This is a genomic window from Alkalibacterium subtropicum, from assembly GCF_900112455.1.
Classification (GTDB): Bacteria; Bacillota; Bacilli; order Lactobacillales; family Carnobacteriaceae_A; genus Alkalibacterium; species Alkalibacterium subtropicum.
Genome location: NZ_FOLT01000001.1, coordinates 249,107 through 266,028, shown reverse-complemented (window position 1 = coordinate 266,028; position 16,922 = coordinate 249,107). Strand labels below are relative to the sequence as shown.

At 42.8% G+C, this 16,922-nt stretch carries 18 protein-coding genes and 2 tRNA genes; 1 reads left to right on the top strand and 19 read right to left on the bottom strand.

Annotated features, from left to right (window positions below; all coding sequences use genetic code 11):
• Window positions 1-18: 18 nt before the first annotated feature.
• From BM049_RS01310 to BM049_RS01270, 9 genes are all read right to left on the bottom strand, one after another.
• Window positions 19-249, bottom strand: coding sequence for an acyl carrier protein (locus BM049_RS01310; protein WP_091528026.1), 231 nt, complete (start codon window positions 247-249; stop codon window positions 19-21).
• Between the two features lie 31 nt (window positions 250-280).
• The gene (locus BM049_RS01305; protein ID WP_091528024.1) at window positions 281-1,264 is read right to left on the bottom strand and encodes a beta-ketoacyl-ACP synthase III; all 984 of its coding nucleotides are present in this window, start codon (window positions 1,262-1,264) and stop codon (window positions 281-283) included.
• On the bottom strand, window positions 1,264-1,719 hold the full coding sequence (fabT, locus tag BM049_RS01300) for a fatty acid biosynthesis transcriptional regulator FabT (protein WP_177188545.1): 456 nt from the start codon (window positions 1,717-1,719) through the stop codon (window positions 1,264-1,266). Before fabT ends, BM049_RS01305 begins: the two co-directional genes overlap by 1 nt.
• Window positions 1,720-1,861: 142 nt before the next feature.
• Window positions 1,862-2,230: a DUF2187 domain-containing protein gene (locus tag BM049_RS01295; protein ID WP_091528022.1), complete on the bottom strand. Its 369-nt coding sequence runs from the start codon at window positions 2,228-2,230 to the stop codon at window positions 1,862-1,864.
• A gap of 122 nt (window positions 2,231-2,352) precedes the next feature.
• Window positions 2,353-2,793: a MarR family winged helix-turn-helix transcriptional regulator gene (locus BM049_RS01290; RefSeq protein ID WP_218147169.1), complete on the bottom strand. Its 441-nt coding sequence runs from the start codon at window positions 2,791-2,793 to the stop codon at window positions 2,353-2,355.
• 125 nt (window positions 2,794-2,918) lie between these two features.
• Window positions 2,919-3,467 (bottom strand): CDP-alcohol phosphatidyltransferase family protein, encoded by a 549-nt coding sequence (locus BM049_RS01285; RefSeq protein WP_091528020.1) that lies wholly within the window; start codon window positions 3,465-3,467, stop codon window positions 2,919-2,921.
• Window positions 3,468-3,491: 24 nt separating this feature from the next.
• Window positions 3,492-3,582: transfer RNA gene (locus BM049_RS01280), tRNA-Ser, on the bottom strand.
• 100 nt (window positions 3,583-3,682) lie between these two features.
• Window positions 3,683-4,210, bottom strand: a complete 528-nt coding sequence (locus BM049_RS01275; RefSeq protein ID WP_091528019.1) for a hypothetical protein — start codon at window positions 4,208-4,210, stop codon at window positions 3,683-3,685.
• Between the two features lie 91 nt (window positions 4,211-4,301).
• On the bottom strand, window positions 4,302-5,117 hold the full coding sequence (locus BM049_RS01270; protein ID WP_091528017.1) for a ZIP family metal transporter: 816 nt from the start codon (window positions 5,115-5,117) through the stop codon (window positions 4,302-4,304).
• A gap of 183 nt (window positions 5,118-5,300) precedes the next feature.
• On the opposite strand from BM049_RS01270, the gene BM049_RS01265 reads away from it, so the two are divergent.
• Window positions 5,301-5,374, top strand: a tRNA-Arg gene (locus BM049_RS01265).
• A gap of 157 nt (window positions 5,375-5,531) precedes the next feature.
• On the opposite strand, the gene BM049_RS01260 is transcribed toward BM049_RS01265, so the two are convergent.
• From BM049_RS01260 to BM049_RS01215, 10 genes are all read right to left on the bottom strand, one after another.
• Window positions 5,532-6,134, bottom strand: coding sequence for a cob(I)yrinic acid a,c-diamide adenosyltransferase (locus tag BM049_RS01260; protein WP_091528015.1), 603 nt, complete (start codon window positions 6,132-6,134; stop codon window positions 5,532-5,534).
• A 111-nt stretch (window positions 6,135-6,245) separates the two neighbouring features.
• Window positions 6,246-7,595, bottom strand: coding sequence for a type I glutamate--ammonia ligase (gene glnA / locus BM049_RS01255; protein WP_218147175.1), 1,350 nt, complete (start codon window positions 7,593-7,595; stop codon window positions 6,246-6,248).
• 200 nt (window positions 7,596-7,795) lie between these two features.
• Entirely contained in the window at window positions 7,796-9,136 is a 1,341-nt protein-coding gene (gene glnA, locus BM049_RS01250; protein ID WP_091528012.1) for a type I glutamate--ammonia ligase, read from the bottom strand.
• Between the two features lie 270 nt (window positions 9,137-9,406).
• Complete coding sequence (locus tag BM049_RS01245; RefSeq protein ID WP_091528010.1) at window positions 9,407-9,685, bottom strand: HU family DNA-binding protein; 279 nt, start codon at window positions 9,683-9,685, stop codon at window positions 9,407-9,409.
• A gap of 239 nt (window positions 9,686-9,924) precedes the next feature.
• Entirely contained in the window at window positions 9,925-11,235 is a 1,311-nt protein-coding gene (gene der / locus BM049_RS01240; protein ID WP_091528009.1) for a ribosome biogenesis GTPase Der, read from the bottom strand.
• 115 nt (window positions 11,236-11,350) lie between these two features.
• Window positions 11,351-12,760 carry a 30S ribosomal protein S1 gene (gene rpsA, locus BM049_RS01235; RefSeq protein ID WP_425426026.1) on the bottom strand — a complete coding sequence of 470 codons (1,410 nt, stop codon included), beginning with the start codon at window positions 12,758-12,760 and terminating at the stop codon, window positions 11,351-11,353.
• A 101-nt stretch (window positions 12,761-12,861) separates the two neighbouring features.
• Window positions 12,862-13,533, bottom strand: coding sequence for a (d)CMP kinase (cmk, locus tag BM049_RS01230; protein ID WP_091528007.1), 672 nt, complete (start codon window positions 13,531-13,533; stop codon window positions 12,862-12,864).
• A 24-nt stretch (window positions 13,534-13,557) separates the two neighbouring features.
• Window positions 13,558-14,292, bottom strand: a complete 735-nt coding sequence (locus BM049_RS01225) for a LysM peptidoglycan-binding domain-containing protein (RefSeq protein ID WP_091528006.1) — start codon at window positions 14,290-14,292, stop codon at window positions 13,558-13,560.
• A gap of 49 nt (window positions 14,293-14,341) precedes the next feature.
• Window positions 14,342-15,802: a RecQ family ATP-dependent DNA helicase gene (locus tag BM049_RS01220; protein ID WP_091528004.1), complete on the bottom strand. Its 1,461-nt coding sequence runs from the start codon at window positions 15,800-15,802 to the stop codon at window positions 14,342-14,344.
• Complete coding sequence (locus BM049_RS01215; RefSeq protein ID WP_091528003.1) at window positions 15,795-16,847, bottom strand: helix-turn-helix domain-containing protein; 1,053 nt, start codon at window positions 16,845-16,847, stop codon at window positions 15,795-15,797. The genes BM049_RS01220 and BM049_RS01215 overlap by 8 nt, the downstream gene beginning before the upstream one ends.
• Between the last annotated feature and the right edge of the window lie 75 nt (window positions 16,848-16,922).

Here is a 16,922-nt window from a genome sequence, read left to right as displayed (position 1 = left end):
GAGCTCCTTCCAGAATTATTAAGCTTCTTGTTGTTTTTCGACGTATTCAACGAGATCTTTAACAGTGTTCAAACCTTCTTCAGATTCGATTTTGATGTCGAATTCATCTTCGATATCGTTGATGATCTGGAATAGGTCCAGGCTGTCTGCTTCAAGTTCATCTCTGAAGTTTGTATCCAATTGTACTTCGCTTTCTTCTTTGTCTAACTGGTCCACGATGATTTCCTGTATTTGTTCGAATGTTGTCATTTTAATTTCCTCCATTTATGTTGTTTGATTTTTATATTTTTATTAACAGCGTTCCCCAGGTCAATCCCCCGCCGAACGCGCTTAACACGATTTTTTGTCCGCTGCCCAGTCTGATCGTCCCGTTTTCAATCGATTCGTCCAGCAGGATAGGTAAACTGGCAGCAGAGGTGTTGCCGTAATTTTCGATATTCATCGGAAATTTAGACAGTGGTCTTCCTAATTTTTTTGCAACGATTTCTATGATCCTTGCATTAGCTTGATGAAGCAGGAAAAAATCCACTTCTTCAAGGTCAGTCGATCCTTTTTCCACTGCTTGCGTGATACTTTTAGGAATCGATTTGGTCACAAAATTGAAAATAGCCCGGCCGTCCATCGTCAGATAGCCGTTTTTATCATCTCTTGCACAGACGGGATTGGCCACTTCCTGTTCCCCTGAGACCAGGGCACTCCCTTTTTCACCGTCTGTATGTAGATCTTCAGCAATGAAAGCCTCTGTACCCACTTCTCTTTTTAAAAGGACAGCTCCTGCACCGTCTCCGAACAGGACCGATGTTTTACGATCGCTCCAATTCAGTGTTTTTGACATGACTTCTCCGCCGATCACTAGTGCATAGGGACAGGCCATATGTCGCAGCATTTTTTCTGCTGCAGACAGACCGTATATAAAGCCTGAACAGGCGGCACTCAAGTCAAAGGCGACCGCATTCTCCGCTTTAATGGCTGCCTGGACTTTACTCGCAACAGACGGCGACTGACTGTCAGGTGTCATGGTTGCCACGATGACGAGACCGATCTGACTGGCATCTACTTTTTGATTTGCAAGAGCAGCCTGACTGGCGCGGATACATAAATCGCTCGTATCCTCTCCTTTTGAAAGGTGTCTTTTTCTGATTCCGGTTCTTTTTCTGATCCATTCATCAGACGTCTCCATCCAATGAGTCAGTGTCTCGTTATAGACCTCATTGTCAGGAACATATCTGCCTGTTGAGTGGATCGTCACTCCAAAGGTTTTCATTAGTCTGGTAACTGCTCCTTTGTACGCTCCAAGAACCCATGTAGATTTTTTAACCCGTGCATGAGTACTTCAGATTCTTTTTCACCCATCTCATTGATCGTTTCTTTGACCATGTCACGATGGAATTTATCATGCAGCCGATAAAGCAGCCGCCCTCGCTTAGTCAAAGCCAGTTGAACGACTCGGCGGTCTGTTTCACTTCTCACCCGATTAACGTACCCTTTTCTTACCAAGTTGTTGACAGAAACAGTCAAGGTCCCCACGGTGACCCCGAGTTTTTTTGCGACTTCACTTGTGGTATGCTCCTGGTACATGCCGATCGCATCTATCGTATGCATTTCTTTGATTGAGACATCTTTGAATTGACTCATTTGTAATGTTCGTTCTTCGATCATAAGGACATCATTGAAAATAGATACTAAGTATCCATTGACTTCGTCTATTCGTTGATCCACATCAACCCCTCCAAATCTTAAGTCTCAAATATTGTTTGAACATCAAACTATTTGACATTCAAAATACTAACTTAGATTTTACCTCCTGTCAAGAAAAGATTCCAAAAAAATAAGCCATCACTGTAATGGCTTATCGCAAGGTTTATTCTTCTGGTTCTTCTTCGTTGATCTGACTCTTGAATCCTTCGATATCTTTAAAATTAACAACCGTCTTTTCTTCAACCAAATCATGCATACGTTCAGCTGAATGTGTCCAGTTGATCTTTACTATCGCACTGTTCGTCAACAGTTTTTCGATCTTACCTTCCATCGGTTCTTCCCGGAAAGTAAAGATGATCTCATCCCCCACATCTGGTCGGAGATTCTCTTTGATCGTATCTATGATTTCAACTGCTTCTTTGTAAGGCAAATCCAGTAGATTAGCAATACGGGAATTGCTGGCGCCTTTTCGAAGTTCTGTTTCCACTAGTTCTTGAACTTCAGCGGTTATTTCGACTTTTGCCACTTTCATCCCTCAATTCTTTCATAAAGTTTTTATATACCTTTAATCATTATACCATAAAAAAAAGGGTTTATCGACTAAACCCATGTCCGGGATCGAAAATGCGCAAAAAAAGAAAAAGCGACTGATACTTACTTCAATAAGTCAGCCGCTTTATATCCTATTTTTTTCAGTATAGACTGTAAGGCAAGAACCTCTTCGGTAGTGCAGGACTCAAAAATCTCAGCGATTTTGTCTGCATGTTTGGGAAAGATCTCCTTCATCAGCTGTTCCCCTTCAGCAGTTAGTTCACAGAAGGTGACCCGTCTATCGCTTTCATCAGCGACGCGCTTGACAAATGTCTTTTCTTCCAGACGATCGATCACATAAGTGATGCTGCTTGAAGCAAGCAGGACCTGCTGACCGATTCTCTGTATGGGTTGTCTTCCTTTACTGTAAAGGAGTTCCAGCACCGTAAATTCTGTCGCATTGAGCCCGTAAGAAGACATGTCTCTTTTGACAACTTTCTCAACGCTCGAAGATGCTTTTAAGAGTATCGTTAGTGCTTTCAGTTCATCTTGATTCATAGTCATCTTTTTATCACCTTTGTATGTTGACAAATTTTTAAACCGTTCTGTTACTGGCTCCACTTATCAGAGGATCAGCACATTTTATTTTACCATAAATGAGAGGTGATAAAAATAACTATCAGATCCTTTTATTCTTTATGCATATGATTAAAGAGTCTGGCATAGTAGAAAAAAGCAAGCAGCTGATAGGCACTGGCAAGAACAACTAACGATGTCACGGTCACATCTGATAAATTAGGGAAAAAGACGGCAATAAACATCGTCAGATAAAAGACGATGGTAGCGATCTTCCCATACCATTCTGCCCCGTCAAGTCTTTTACTTTTCCGATATAATCGAATGTTCTGAACAGTCATATACGTTTCTTTGATCAGGAATAAACTGAACAGAAAAATGAAGACCCGCCACTTCAGCATCAATACGCTGACGACCGCGATCTGTGTCAGCTTATCTGCTATTGGATCAAGCAGCTGTCCGATTTTTGTGCCCTGATTGAATTTCCTGGCAATGAAACCATCTGCCGCATCTGTAATACCTGAAAGCAGCAGGATCCCTGTCGCCAGCATATAATCCGCCTGCGTTTCCGCAATGACATAATAATAAACGAAAAAAGGAATGAGGATAAGCCTGAAATAAGATAGAAGATTCGGTATCGTAAACCAGTCTCTCTTAGCCATATCATCATTCCTTTCAACTGTATACCGAGAGTGAGGGATTCGAACCCTCGCACAGCACAAAGCCGCCTAACGGATTTCGAGTCCGTCCCCTTCAGCCGGACTTGGGTAACTCTCGTACTTACAACTTCTAGTATATCTAATTTTCCGCTTTATTTCAATGTAAAAAAGTAAAGAGACTGCATACTTGAAAAATCTGCACGCAGTCCCTAGTTTGCTTATCTTCGGTGATGATCAGGATCCGGATCTTCAGGGTTAAAAACGTCTTCATGCGTCTCGGCATCGGACTGAGCTGGATTGAAATCCACGCCAAATCCGGGTGGTGTGACATCTTCGGGTGAAGACATGTCTGATCCATCAGAGGTATTCTTTATTTCTTTTGTATGGGAATCGTCCGTCTCCTCTGACTGATTCCTCTTCAGCATAGAGTTCTTGTTATTCCGGTGTGAAGGTGCAGAGGCATCTTTAGCTAAAAGGATAAAACCGCCTCTGGCAATCATATCATCGTATACAGTCAGGTCTTTCTCTTCCAGATGATATTTTCCAAGCGGATGAGCATTCTCCGTATCCAAGTTATCTGTGTTGACCGTTTCCACATCGATCTCGACCATCGCTTCGCAGTTCGATCGATGTTCCTCTGTACAGATAAGTACCAGCTCATCCTTTGAGTAAGTTCCTTCTTGAATGAATCTTTCAACATCCGACACCATATTGCCTATCTGCTGCTGAGCCTTTAAAAATTTCATTCTGATTCCTCCTATGAATTGCTGTTCTTCACTATAATTTTAACAGAGTTGATGAGCGGTCACCAACTATAACAACTGAAGCAGCCGTTTATCAGCCTAAAGCGACGTCTAGAAACATCATGACTGTAAAACCGATCATTGCCCCTATTGTCCCGATATCATTATGCCGTTCAACTTTTGCTTCGGGAATCAGTTCTTCAACCACAACATAAATCATAGCGCCTGCGGCAAACGATAAGGCATACGGCAGGAGCGGACGCATCGACAAAACCAGAGCCGCACCCATGACGCCGGCAAACGGTTCAACGATCCCTGATGCCTGGCCGTATGCAAAGGCTTTAAAACGGCTGAACCCTTCTCTGCGTAAAGGAAGCGATACCGAGGCGCCTTCTGGGAAGTTCTGCAAACCGATACCTACTGCCAGAGCAATAGCACTGGCCACCGTAGAAGCCGGAAACCCGGCAGCAGCAGCACCAAATGCTACCCCTACGGCAAGTCCTTCAGGTATATTGTGCAGGGTGATAGCTAAAACGAGAAGGACACTGCGACGCAAATCTGTTTCGATCCCTTCTTTTTTTCCATTGTCACCATTCAGACTCGGATGCAGATGGGGCAGCAGTTTATCTGTGATGAACAGAAAAACACCTCCCGCTAAGAATCCAACAACAGCCGGGATCCAGCCGGGAACGTCTGTCGCTTCAGCCAGCTCAATGGCCGGAGCAAGCAGTGACCAGAAACTGGCCGCAATCATGACGCCGGCCGCAAAACCAAGCATAGCAGTCAACGTGTTTTTGTTCATGTCTTTCTTTAAAAAGACTAAAGATGCACCAAGTGCTGTAACTGCCCAGGTAAATATTGTGGCCAGCAAGGCCTGCAGTACCGGATGCAAAGTAATAAACCAATCCATTTCTCATTCTCCTTTAATTATCTAGTCCTCCATATTATAGCGAAAAACAGGTCTGATTGGAATAATATAACATTTTTGAGCCGATAGATTCACATTCTGACTTTACAGTACTTTTTTACGATCAAAAAATTCTTATTGACTTTTTCAAAAAATCACTATATAATAAATTCTGTTGGTAAAATTGTTCTGGTAGCTCAGCTGGATAGAGCATTCGCCTTCTAAGCGAACGGTCGGGGGTTCGAATCCCTCCCAGAACGTCATTGATCATAACAGAAAAGAGAGGATGAGACTTTTATCTCATCCTCTCTTTTCTGTTTATATACATCTGATGTGAAAGCAGCGCTTATTAGTCGAGTTTACTCATTCTATCTAATTAAACACAGGTTTCGGATTTTTATCCGAACCTGTGTTTAACTACTTTTCGTCTTTCTTTTTTGGACGTTCATCATTGTGGAAGACTTCCCCGGTTTTTGTGTAATACACTTCTTCTTTTTCAGCAAGCTTATTCAGATATCTGGCTAATACGAAAAAGTAATCGGACAAACGGTTAAGGTAAATCAAGGTAGGCTCCGCCACAGGTTCTTCTTCATTCAACCTCAAAACTGTTCGTTCTACCCGGCGTGTCACTGTTCGTGCAACATGGGCCTGAGAGGACTGCTTTGCTCCTCCCGGTAAGATAAAATACTTGATTTCACTGACGTGTTCTGTCAGTTCATCGATTTCCTGCTCGATAGCCTTGATTTCCGAAAGATCAAGCACCATCCCCATCTTGTTTCCTTTATCCGCGAGGATGCTGCCGATATCGAACAGATTATGCTGAATACGATTCAGGAATGCTTTATGATGATTCATGGACTCGGACCATTCGTCATTGACCAGACTTGCAAGCATGCCAACGTGAGCATTCAGTTCATCAATGCTGCCATAAGCCTCCACTCTTTCATCTGTTTTTTTGACCGTTTGACCACCTATCAGATTCGTATTGCCGTAGTCTCCTCTACCAGTATATAGTTTCATTCTACCACCCCAAAATTAATCATTATATTTTGTATTGTAATCCTTAAGAGCGGGTCTTAGCAATTAAAAAACATGATCCTCTAGAAAAAGGATCATGTTTTTTAGTTTTATTTAATATAAATGCAGATAGTTGTCTTTCTCCCATTGACTGATAGACGCTTTATAAGCATCCCACTCCACCATTTTTGACTGGTAAAAGTTTTTGTAAATGTGATTGCCTAATGCTGACTGGATAGTCTCATCATTTTCCAGCACTTTTAAGGCACTATATAAACTCGTAGGCAGAGACCTGATACCATGTTCTTCCAGTTCATAGTCATTCATTTCATAAATGTTATCACAGGTTTCTTCTGGCGGCATCCATTCGTTCTTCACCCCATCAAGCCCTGCTTTCAGCATAACTGCCAATGCCAGATACGGATTAGCTGTCGGATCGACGGAACGTACTTCCAGCCTTGTAGACAAACCTCTTGAAGCCGGAATCCTGATCATCGGTGTACGGTTACTTCCAGACCAGGCGATATATACAGGTGCTTCATAACCGGGTACAAGCCGCTTATATGAGTTAACCGTTGGATTAGTTATCGCTGTATATGCCGGTGCGTGATGCAGCAGGCCCGCCAGAAATTGATAGGCTGTGTCGCTCAGCTCTCTTTCATCCGATTCATCATAAAATGCGTTCTTCTCCCCTTTAAACAATGACATATTACAGTGCATCCCTGATCCGTTGATACCGAATAAAGGCTTCGCCATGAAGGTCGCGTGCAGACCATACTTACGGGCGACAGTCTTGACGATCAGTTTGAACGTCTGGATATTATCACAAGCCTCCACCGCATCGGCATACTTCCAGTCGATCTCATGCTGGCCAGGTGCGACTTCATGATGACTCGCTTCGATTTCAAAGCCTAAATCTTCCAGTTCCAGCACGATATCACGACGACAGTTTTCAGCTAAATCGGTAGGTGCCAGATCGAAATAGCCGCCTCGATCGTTCAGGTTTTCAGTGATTTCATGATTTTCATTCAGTTTGAACAAGAAGAATTCAGGTTCCGGTCCGAGATTGAATGAAGTAAAGCCCATTTCTTTGGCTTCCTTCATCATTCTCTTCAGGTTTGTGCGCGGGTCACCAGAGAAAGGTGAACCATCCGGATTTACAATATCGCAGATCAATCGTGCCACTCGACCACTCTTTGTTGTTTCAACTTCCCATGGAAAAACAAGCCAGGTTTCCAGATCCGGTTTCAAATACATATCTGATTCATGGATACGGACAAATCCTTCGATCGAGGATCCATCAAACATCATTTTTCCATCCAGTACTTTCTCGATCTGACTAACCGGCACTTCAACATTTTTAATGATCCCAAGGATATCTGTGAACATCAGTCTTAAAAAACGGACATTCTCCTTTTTAACGTCTGCAACGATTTTCTCTCTAGTTATTTCATTCATCATAATCTCTCCCCGTATATACCAATATTATTTTAAAGCTTATTATTCCTTTGTTAATAAGTACTTTTGAATAATACCACTTTTGTTTTTAGAGTGCAAGAAAAAACGATCGATTTTCTCGATCGATCTTCGAATAATAAAAACCCTCTGAAAGCAGCATAGAAAACTGCTTTCAGAGAGCTGATTTTCATTTATATTGTAGTCACTTAATATAGTTTGAAATAACGGTCCATTTCATACTGAGAAACAGCTGTGGAATATTTTCTCCAGTCTGCTTCTTTGGCAGCCACAAAACGTTCAAAGATATGATGACCAATGGCATCTTTGATGGTCTCGTCCCCTTTCAAAGCTTCAAGTGCTTCAACAAGTGTCTTAGGCAGTGACTGGATCTGATTTTCATCCCGTTCAAACTGATTCATGTTATAAATATTCTGATTCACTGGACTAGGGGCACTCTTAGCTTCCGCTATCCCTTTCATCCCTGCTTTCAAGAGCACAGCCAGAGCTAAATAAGGATTGGCTGTCGGATCAACACTTCGGAGCTCAACCCGTGTAGATTGTCCTCTAGAGGCCGGTACGCGGATCAGAGGGGTTCTATTCGTTCCAGACCAGGCAACGTACACAGGCGCCTCAAATCCGGGCGTGAGACGTTTATACGAGTTGATGATCGGGTTGCATATAGCTGTATAGGCTTGGGCATGATCCAATAGACCTGCAATAAACTGATAGGCCGTCGTACTCAGACCATCTTCATTGCTTTCATCGAAAAAGGCATTCTTTCCGTCTTTGAATAAAGACATATTGAAATGCATGCCCGAGCCGCTGATTTCTTCAATCGGTTTGGGCATGAACGTGGCATGGAGGCCGTGTTTTCTGGCAACCGTTTTGACGATCAGCTTGAACGTCTGGATATTATCACAGGCTTCTACGGCATCTGCATATTTCCAGTCGATCTCATGCTGTCCCGGTGCGGCTTCGTGATGACTGGCCTCGATTTCAAAACCCAGTGCCTCAAGTTCCAAAACGATGTCTCTGCGGCAGTTTTCTGCCAAATCAGTTGGCGCCAGGTCAAAATATCCGCCATGGTCATTCAGATTTTTGCTTGGATTACCGTGTTCGTCTAATTTAAACAGGAAGAATTCGGGTTCCGGTCCTAAATTGAACTCAGTGAATCCCATATGTTCCATTTCATTCAAGACACGTTTCAAATTGCTTCGTGGATCCCCATCAAAGGGTTCGCCGGTAGGCATATAAACATCACAGATAAAACGGGCAATACGGCCGTCACTTGAATCGAGTTCCCAAGGGAAAATCAGCCATGTATCCAGATCCGGATGCAGTTTCATATCACTTTGATCGATTTCCACAAAACCGTCTATGGAAGAACCGTCAAACGCCATTTCGTTGTCCATGACTTTATCCAGCTGACTGATAGGGACTTCGACATTCTTAATGACCCCGTCTATATCCGTAAACATTAACCTCAAAAACCTGACGTTTCTCTCTTTTGCCTCGTTCTTAATTTCCTCTTTTCGATTGGAGGACATTGTCCATTCATCATCCTTTCAGATAGTGTTTGATCTTCTTCAATATTAAGACTACGTACATCTTATTTAATTGTCAATTAATTTCTCTTTTAAAAAAAGTCCCTTAGAATTCACTGAGTAACACCGACAAATGCCTCATAAGTCTGAGCCTCGACCATCTTTCCTCGTCTACCGTTTACATGACCTTGAAAACACATGCACTGCACCTGTGATTTTATACAAAAAAAAGTCGAGATCAGCTGATCTCGACAATTAAAAAGTATGGTACTTTTATGATTTAACTGCATCTTTTAAAGCTTTACCAGCTTTGAATGCTGGAACTTTAGTTGCAGGGATCTGGATTTCTTCCCCAGTTTGAGGATTACGTCCTTTACGTGCTGCGCGGTCGCGTACTTCAAAGTTACCAAAACCAATGATTTGTACTTTTTCACCGTCAGCTAATGTATCTTTGATTGATTCGAAAACTGCTTCTACTGCAGCTGTTGCATCCTTTTTAGTAAGGTCAGCTGAAGATGCTACTTTTTCGATTAATTCTGCTTTATTTGCCATCGTTATCTTTCACCTCCTCAAAAGAAGATCGATGCATGCCAATTTAATGAATTAACGTGCGATCTTACTGCACTCTCTTTTATAAAAAATGCACTTGGGTGAAATAGTCTGTTATGACATTTCATTTAAAAAGATACCATAGAATCCTTGATACTGCAATGCTTTTATCCCATTCTCTTAAAATTATAGCTAAATTACAGAAGAAAATATAGTTGACTTTTAAGGATTTTCTATTCTTTCTATTTTCGTCTGCGAGGAATGATCCGAATGGGTGTTCCTTCAAAATTAAACGTATCTCTGAATCTGTTTTCCAGGAAGCGTGCATAGGAGAAATGGAGCAGATCCGGATCATTGACGAAAATAATGAATGTAGGCGGTGACACAGACACCTGTGTCGTATAGTAGATTTTCAGACGTCGGCCTTTATCTGTCGGTGTCGGATTGGTCGCTACAGCGTCCATTACCACATCGTTGAGGATCGATGACTGTATACGCAGATTCCGGTTCATGAATACTTCTTCGATTCGTTCAGGCAACAAATGCAGACGTTTCTTCGTCAGTGCGGAAACAAACACGATGGGTGCATAACTGAGATACTGGAATTCATCTCTGACATCCTGTTCGAATTCTTTCATGGTATTTGTTTCTTTTTCAACGGTATCCCATTTATTCACAACAAGTATGATCCCTTTACCGGCTTCGTGTGCGTAGCCGAATACACGCTTATCCTGCTCTCTGATACCTTCTTCGGCATTGATGACACATAAGACGACATCGGAACGTTCAATGGCTCTAAGGGCTCTTAAAACGCTGTACTTTTCAGTCGTTTCATAGATCTTGCCTTTTTTACGCATTCCGGCAGTATCTATGACAACAAAGTCCCGGCCTTCTTTAGTCTGAAAACGTGTGTCGACAGCTTCACGTGTCGTTCCTGCAATGTTGGAAACGATCACACGTTCCTCACCGATTATGGCATTGACCAGACTTGATTTTCCTACATTCGGACGTCCGATCACACTGAACTTGATCGTTGATTCATCGTAATCACTTTCATTGTCAGTCGGGAAGTGCTTGATGACTTCATCCAGAACATCTCCAAGTCCCAGACCATGAGACCCTGATATGGGATACGGATCTCCAAGGCCTAAAGAATAAAACTCGTACACATCGTTTCTCAGTTCAGGATTATCTGCTTTATTGACTGCCAGAATGACAGGTTTGCCTGACTTAAATAAGATCGGCGCAATCTGCTGGTCTTCATATGTGACGCCTTCTTTAACGCTTGTCATCATGATGATCACATCAGCTTCTTCTATGGCGATTTGTGCCTGCTGTCTGATTTCGACGTTCAGCGGCTCGTCTTCCAAAGTGATGCCGCCAGTGTCTATTAAAGCAAAGTCGCGACCGAGCCATTCGGCATCGGCATAAATCCGATCTCTCGTTACGCCGGAGGTATCTTCTACGATAGATATCCGTTCCCCTACAACGCGGTTAAAAATCGTAGATTTCCCTACATTTGGTCTACCTACGATTGCTACAGTTGGTTTCACTACTCAAACACCTTCTTTCTCAATTCTTAAATACTCAGTAAAAACAGGACACCCAACTGAACTAGGCATCATACCTAAATACAGTTGGGTGCGGTAAAATATACCCTTTTATTTATTACTCTTCGTCATCATCAGCCACGAAGCCTGAAAGCTGATCGCCGATCTGATCACCTAATGTGAATGCACCTTCGTCTTCGTCATCACGCAATGATGGCTGCTTGATTTCAGGTTTATTTTTTGCCTGTTTATTTGACGTTTCTTTTGGTTTTTTAGTTTCTGCTGGTTCTTCCGTATTTTCTTCCAGCGCTTTGATACTTAGAGAAATACGTTCTTCTTCAGGATTGACACTCAAGACCTTCACTTCTATCTCTTCATCTTTAGCTACCACCTCATGTGGGGTTTCCACATGTTTGTGTGCCATTTCAGAAATGTGAACAAGACCTTCAACTCCCGGTTTAACTTCAACGAACGCACCAAAATCTGTGACACGCTTGACCGTTCCTTTAGTTACTGTACCTGCCGGCATTTCTTCTTCAAGATTGTCCCAAGGTCCAGGTAACGTTTCTTTAATAGATAGTGAAACACGTTCCTGTTCTTTATCTACTTTAAGCACCTTAACGTTTACCTTATCGCCTTTAGATAATTTATCTTTAGGGGAATCGATACGCTCATGAGCGATTTCAGAAATGTGAACCAGGCCGTCAACGCCTCCGACATTTACGAAAGCACCGAAATTAGTCAGGCGAACCACTTCACCTTCGACAACTGACCCTTCTTCAAGATTCTCAAGAGCTTCTTCTCTTTCGGCAGCCTGCTCTTTTTCAAGAAGGACTTTACGGGAAAGAATGAGCTGGCGTTCTTTAGGATCGATTTCAATGATCTTGAAGTTATAGGTGTTGCCTTCAAACTGATTCAAGTCACTGACAAAGTGCGTATCGATCTGTGAAGCGGGTACGAAACCTCTTACGCCTAAATCAACGGTCAGACCGCCCTTAACGACACGTGAAACCGTTGCTTCGATGATTTCATCGTTATCGTATTTCTGCTGAAGCTCTTCCCAGACTTTACGCTGGTCGACGCGTTTTTTAGATAAAATGAAGCTGCCTTGTTCTTTATCTTTAACATCTCTTAAAACAACTACATCAATTGTATCTCCAATAGAGACAACATCAGAAGGATGATCAAAACGTTCAGTTGCCAGCTCACGCGGTGGAATAACACCTTCCTGTCCACCTTCTAAACCGACAATGACCTGCTTATCCTTATCAATAGTCAGGACTTCACCTTTGACAAGATCACCAGGAGTGATATCGTCAACAGCGTTCATCACGTCTGACATTGATTCAGATGCAGCATTATCCGTTTCAACTGCAGGCTGAACGTCTGCTTCTTCATTTTCAGCCATGACATCTTGCGGAGAGGTGTCGCCAGGTGTATTCACCTGTACCTGCTCATTTGCAGTTTCGACTGCTTCCTCTTCTGTCACCTCTGTGTTCTCTACTTCGTTTCTATTTTCTTCTGTCATAATATTTGCCTCCCAAAACCAATAATTCCTACATCTTTAATTGTACCGAATATATAAAATAATTTCCACTAAAACATACTATCTTGTGCAAATCCTTAAAATCAAGCTTTTTTTATCAGACTTTTTATTGTATTGACCACTTCTTCGATCGTCATTTTTGTCGTATCGATCCTGACAGCATCAGCTGCCTGCTTCAAAGGAGACGAGTCGCGCGTGGAGTCTTTATAATCTCTTTCAGCAATGTCTTTCTTCAATTGATCAAGATCAGAAAATATCCCTTTTTCCTTGTTTTCTTTGTGACGGCGTTCAGCACGTTCCTTGACACTGGCCACTAAAAAAATTTTCAGGTCGGCATTCGGCAATACCACTGTGCCGATATCGCGGCCATCCATAACGACCCCGTTATCCTGAGCCATGTCCTGCTGACGTTTGACCATCAAGTGTCGGACTTTGGAGTGTGCGGCAACGACTGAGACCGTGTTGGTGACGTTATTATCTCTAATGTCATACGTGACATCCACGCCGTTTGAAAATACAGACTGGCCTTTCTCATCCGGTTCAAACGTGATCACTGTTTTATCCAGCAAGTCGACCAGAGCATTCTGGTCCTTTATATTCACATTGTTTTTCAACGCTTCAAATGTCAATGCACGATACATCGCACCTGTGTCCACATAAATCAGACCTAAGTCAGCAGCGATCCGTTTAGCTACTGTACTTTTGCCTGATGAAGCCGGTCCGTCTATAGCAATGGTTAATGATTTATTTTCCATTTTATCCACACTTTCATTATCTAATTAGTTAACGCGCAGTTTTTGTCCTACATACACTGTTTCATCCTGAACACCATTCAGCTGCATCAATTCCTGAGTGCTCATACCATGATTAAGTGCAATACGGTACATGTTGTCTCCAGCTTCAACAGTATAGTAGTCGGCATCTTGTACGGGTTCTGACGCTGGGTCGACAGCTGATTCAGAAGCTGTTTCAGCACTGTTTTCTGTATTGGATGCTTCATTGCCGTTTGCCTGTTCCTGTTCCTGTATGTTTTCTTCGGCGTCAGCTTCTATACCACTTTCATCTGTAACTGTTTCAGCAGCTGAGGCGTCCTCCGTTCCAGAGGCGGTTTCACCCGATGTTTCACCGGATTCATTATCAGCATCTGCTGTTTCCTCTGATGCTGAATCTGCAGAAAAATTACCGTCGGATTCTGTTCCTTCGTTATTTCTCTCTCCAGCATCTTGTGCATCTGCTGTTTCTTCATCCTGACTGTTTTCAGCCACCTGCTCGACTGAAGGACTTGCCGGTTCTTCCGACAAGCCGTCTCTGCTTGACCACCAGAGATACGCAGACGTCGGCAGAATGATAAGTAATGCCATAAATATCAGGGTAACAGTTAATATAGGAGAAATACCTTTTTCTCTTTCGCGTTTAGCTTTTCTTGACAGCGGCTCTTCCTGATTCATTTCAGTTTCTTCGTCAAAGCGTTTTGACCAAAGCTCTTCCATGGATCGACGATCTTTTTTCCCCATAATGTGACTCCTCTCATACGATTCGATATTTATTATAGCATAGATACGGCTACTTTTTAGGCTGCAAATTAAAATTAAATAATTTGTTCAAAATCACTTCCCAAGTCTGTTCCCCCTCCAGTTTCTTATGGATAGGAGCCCGCTGCTTATTGTACGGTAGGGGTAATTTCGATTCACAACTCGAACAACAGGCGTTCTGTCGCTCTTGCAGCTCTTCGTTAAAATAGTTCAAAAGCATTTCCCGTTTGCAACTTTCTGTGGATGCATACTGAACCATTATTCTCAGCTGCTGCTTTTTATACCGTTTTCGTTCTTCGATGCGTTCCAGCGCCTCATTGATTGCTGTTTTCCGGCTGACAAAGTAACGGGCAAGTCTGGATTTGCTGTCATCCTTCAACGCTTCCAGGGCTTTTGGATGTCTGTAAGCATACCTCAGTTCTTCTTCCTCCGGCAAGGATTCTTCCTGCAACCTGTTCTGAAGATGTTCATCTCCTGCCTCATATAAGAGCAGCGCGATCCCGCCTTGTTGGTCACGGCTGGCACGTCCGATTTCCTGCAGATACATTTCGGGGTTTGCGGGCATATGATAATGGATCACATAACGGATATCCGGCTTGTCGATCCCCATCCCGAAGGCACTCGTTGCACAGATGATATCCAGTTCATTCGTCAGAAATTGCGCCTGGATTTTTTTCTTGTCTTTTGCTTCAATGTCACTGTGATAGCTTTCAGCACTAAAACCAGTTGTTTCCCGTATGCGTGTTGCGACCTTATCAGCGATTTTTTTACTGGAGAAGTAGATGATACCTGATCGTCCGAATGTGTTGATCGCATGAAAGAGCTTGCTGTCTTTATCTCCCACACATTGTTCAACCCTTAACTGTATTGTCGGACGATTGACGGAATAGATCACCTCTTTGACATCTCCATTCAAATTTAAATTTCGGATGATCTCCTGTCTGACGGCTTCCACTGCAGTCGCTGTCAAAGCCATCGTCAAAGGGCTGGACAGCTGGTTTTTCAAATCTCCAAGTCTCAAATAATCAGGGCGGAAATCCATTCCCCACTGGGAAATACAGTGGGCTTCATCCACCACAAGCAGTGAAATAGACACCTGCTTCAATCGGGTCAGAACTCTTTCCTGCTGCAGCATTTCCGGGGACATGAAAATAAATTTATAGGTATTTAATGAATTCATGACCAGCTTTTTTTCTTTCTGAGACATAAAACTGTTGAGAGCAACGACCGACTTTTCCCCATTCTTTTTCATCGTTTCGACTTGATCTTCCATCAGAGAAAGCAGGGGAGACACTATAAGAGTAGCACCGGTCATGAAATATGACGGCAGCTGATAACAGAGGGATTTCCCAGTGCCTGTTGGCAGCATCACAAGCGAATCTCTTCCAGTCAGGGCTGCTTTGATCGCCTCTTTCTGGCCAGGTCTGAACGAAGAAAAACCGAACTTGGATTCGAGCATGTCATACATCTGTTTTTCAAGTAAGTCATCCATGACGTCGCATCCTTTCTATTTCAATCAAACGAAAAGTAAAGAAATCTAGATCAGTGATTTCATTTTTTGCTTCAGCATAGCTTACTGCCGGATCTGCTCCAATTAAAGTATGACAGGCAGTATAATGATCAGGCCGGATATACTGCTTAAAATGCGGCCAATCGGTGATCAGAACACATTCAAGGATGTGTTCTCTGATCGTATTGGCTTTCAACTTTCTTTCCACGGCAACTTCATCTATCCCTTTTCCTCTTTCAAGCATTCGTCTGGATAATCTTGCACTGTGACTCAATCCTTCATCACAATCCAGATGCGTCCTGTTCCAGAGAGATAAAAGCAGAGGGAACCGCTTATTATCATGCTGAACTATCTTGTAGCTGAGCTGATCAATAAAAACAGTATAGTGTTCTTTGCTTAATCCGTAGCGTTCTTGGAGCTGGCGGCTGGTACTGCCACTGACATGATGACCGGAAAAATGCCCAGCGATAAAATCTGCTTCCTTTGCCGGCAACGACTGAAACAAGGCTTTCAGTTCCCTAAACCATTCTTGAGCCAGCTCATCCATTGGCCTCCCCTGTTCCACCAGCCACTTTTTCATGTTACGCTGATCTTCTAGTGATGAGAGGTAAGGAACATACTGTTTATTCTTATAACTGTACTCTGAAAAAACTTGGGTCGTAAAAATCATACGATTCCAGTAGAGAGGCTTAGTTGTAGAGTATCGCAGTTGTTCAAGTCCGTTATTCACCGGGAAATCAGTGATAAATGATTCTCTGGCTTTAAACCCTTTTTCCGTCAGAGACAGAGCGTCTTCGGTCGACTTAACTAGCCTGTAGTCTAACAGAGTCTGCCCGACCCGCTCCCATCCCTTCAAAGAAACCTCCGGGAAAAGACCAAACAGCGTATAGAGATTGTTTTTTTCAACATTGAACAAAACAGAGGGCGTGCGCTTGCCAGCAGCAATCAGACTTAGCTGTTTAGTCGTCACCGATGTTTTTTCGTTAAATAGACTTACTATGAATCCGGCAAAAAAATCAGCATTCACTCGTGTTCCACCTCCCTGTTCCTACTTGTGTATTAGCCCCATTATATCATTAAATCATGGTTCACTTCGCACGAA

Bases quoted from the DNA above. Each gene is read 5' to 3' on its own strand.
- BM049_RS01270 (WP_091528017.1), bottom strand. From the start codon at position 5,117: ATGGATTGGTTTATTACTTTGCATCCGGTACTGCAGGCCTTGCTGGCC.
- BM049_RS01295 (WP_091528022.1), bottom strand. From the start codon at position 2,230: ATGAAAGTGGCAAAAGTCGAAATAACCGCTGAAGTTCAAGAACTAGTG.
- rpsA (WP_425426026.1), bottom strand. From the start codon at position 12,760: ATGACAGAAGAAAATAGAAACGAAGTAGAGAACACAGAGGTGACAGAA.
- glnA (WP_091528012.1), bottom strand. From the start codon at position 9,136: ATGTCCTCCAATCGAAAAGAGGAAATTAAGAACGAGGCAAAAGAGAGA.
- BM049_RS01220 (WP_091528004.1), bottom strand. From the start codon at position 15,802: ATGGATGACTTACTTGAAAAACAGATGTATGACATGCTCGAATCCAAG.
- BM049_RS01260 (WP_091528015.1), bottom strand. From the start codon at position 6,134: ATGAAACTATATACTGGTAGAGGAGACTACGGCAATACGAATCTGATA.
- BM049_RS01275 (WP_091528019.1), bottom strand. From the start codon at position 4,210: ATGAAATTTTTAAAGGCTCAGCAGCAGATAGGCAATATGGTGTCGGAT.
- BM049_RS01285 (WP_091528020.1), bottom strand. From the start codon at position 3,467: ATGGCTAAGAGAGACTGGTTTACGATACCGAATCTTCTATCTTATTTC.
- BM049_RS01245 (WP_091528010.1), bottom strand. From the start codon at position 9,685: ATGGCAAATAAAGCAGAATTAATCGAAAAAGTAGCATCTTCAGCTGAC.
- BM049_RS01310 (WP_091528026.1), bottom strand. From the start codon at position 249: ATGACAACATTCGAACAAATACAGGAAATCATCGTGGACCAGTTAGAC.
- BM049_RS01225 (WP_091528006.1), bottom strand. From the start codon at position 14,292: ATGGGGAAAAAAGATCGTCGATCCATGGAAGAGCTTTGGTCAAAACGC.
- BM049_RS01305 (WP_091528024.1), bottom strand. From the start codon at position 1,264: ATGAAAACCTTTGGAGTGACGATCCACTCAACAGGCAGATATGTTCCT.
- cmk (WP_091528007.1), bottom strand. From the start codon at position 13,533: ATGGAAAATAAATCATTAACCATTGCTATAGACGGACCGGCTTCATCA.
- BM049_RS01290 (WP_218147169.1), bottom strand. From the start codon at position 2,793: ATGACTATGAATCAAGATGAACTGAAAGCACTAACGATACTCTTAAAA.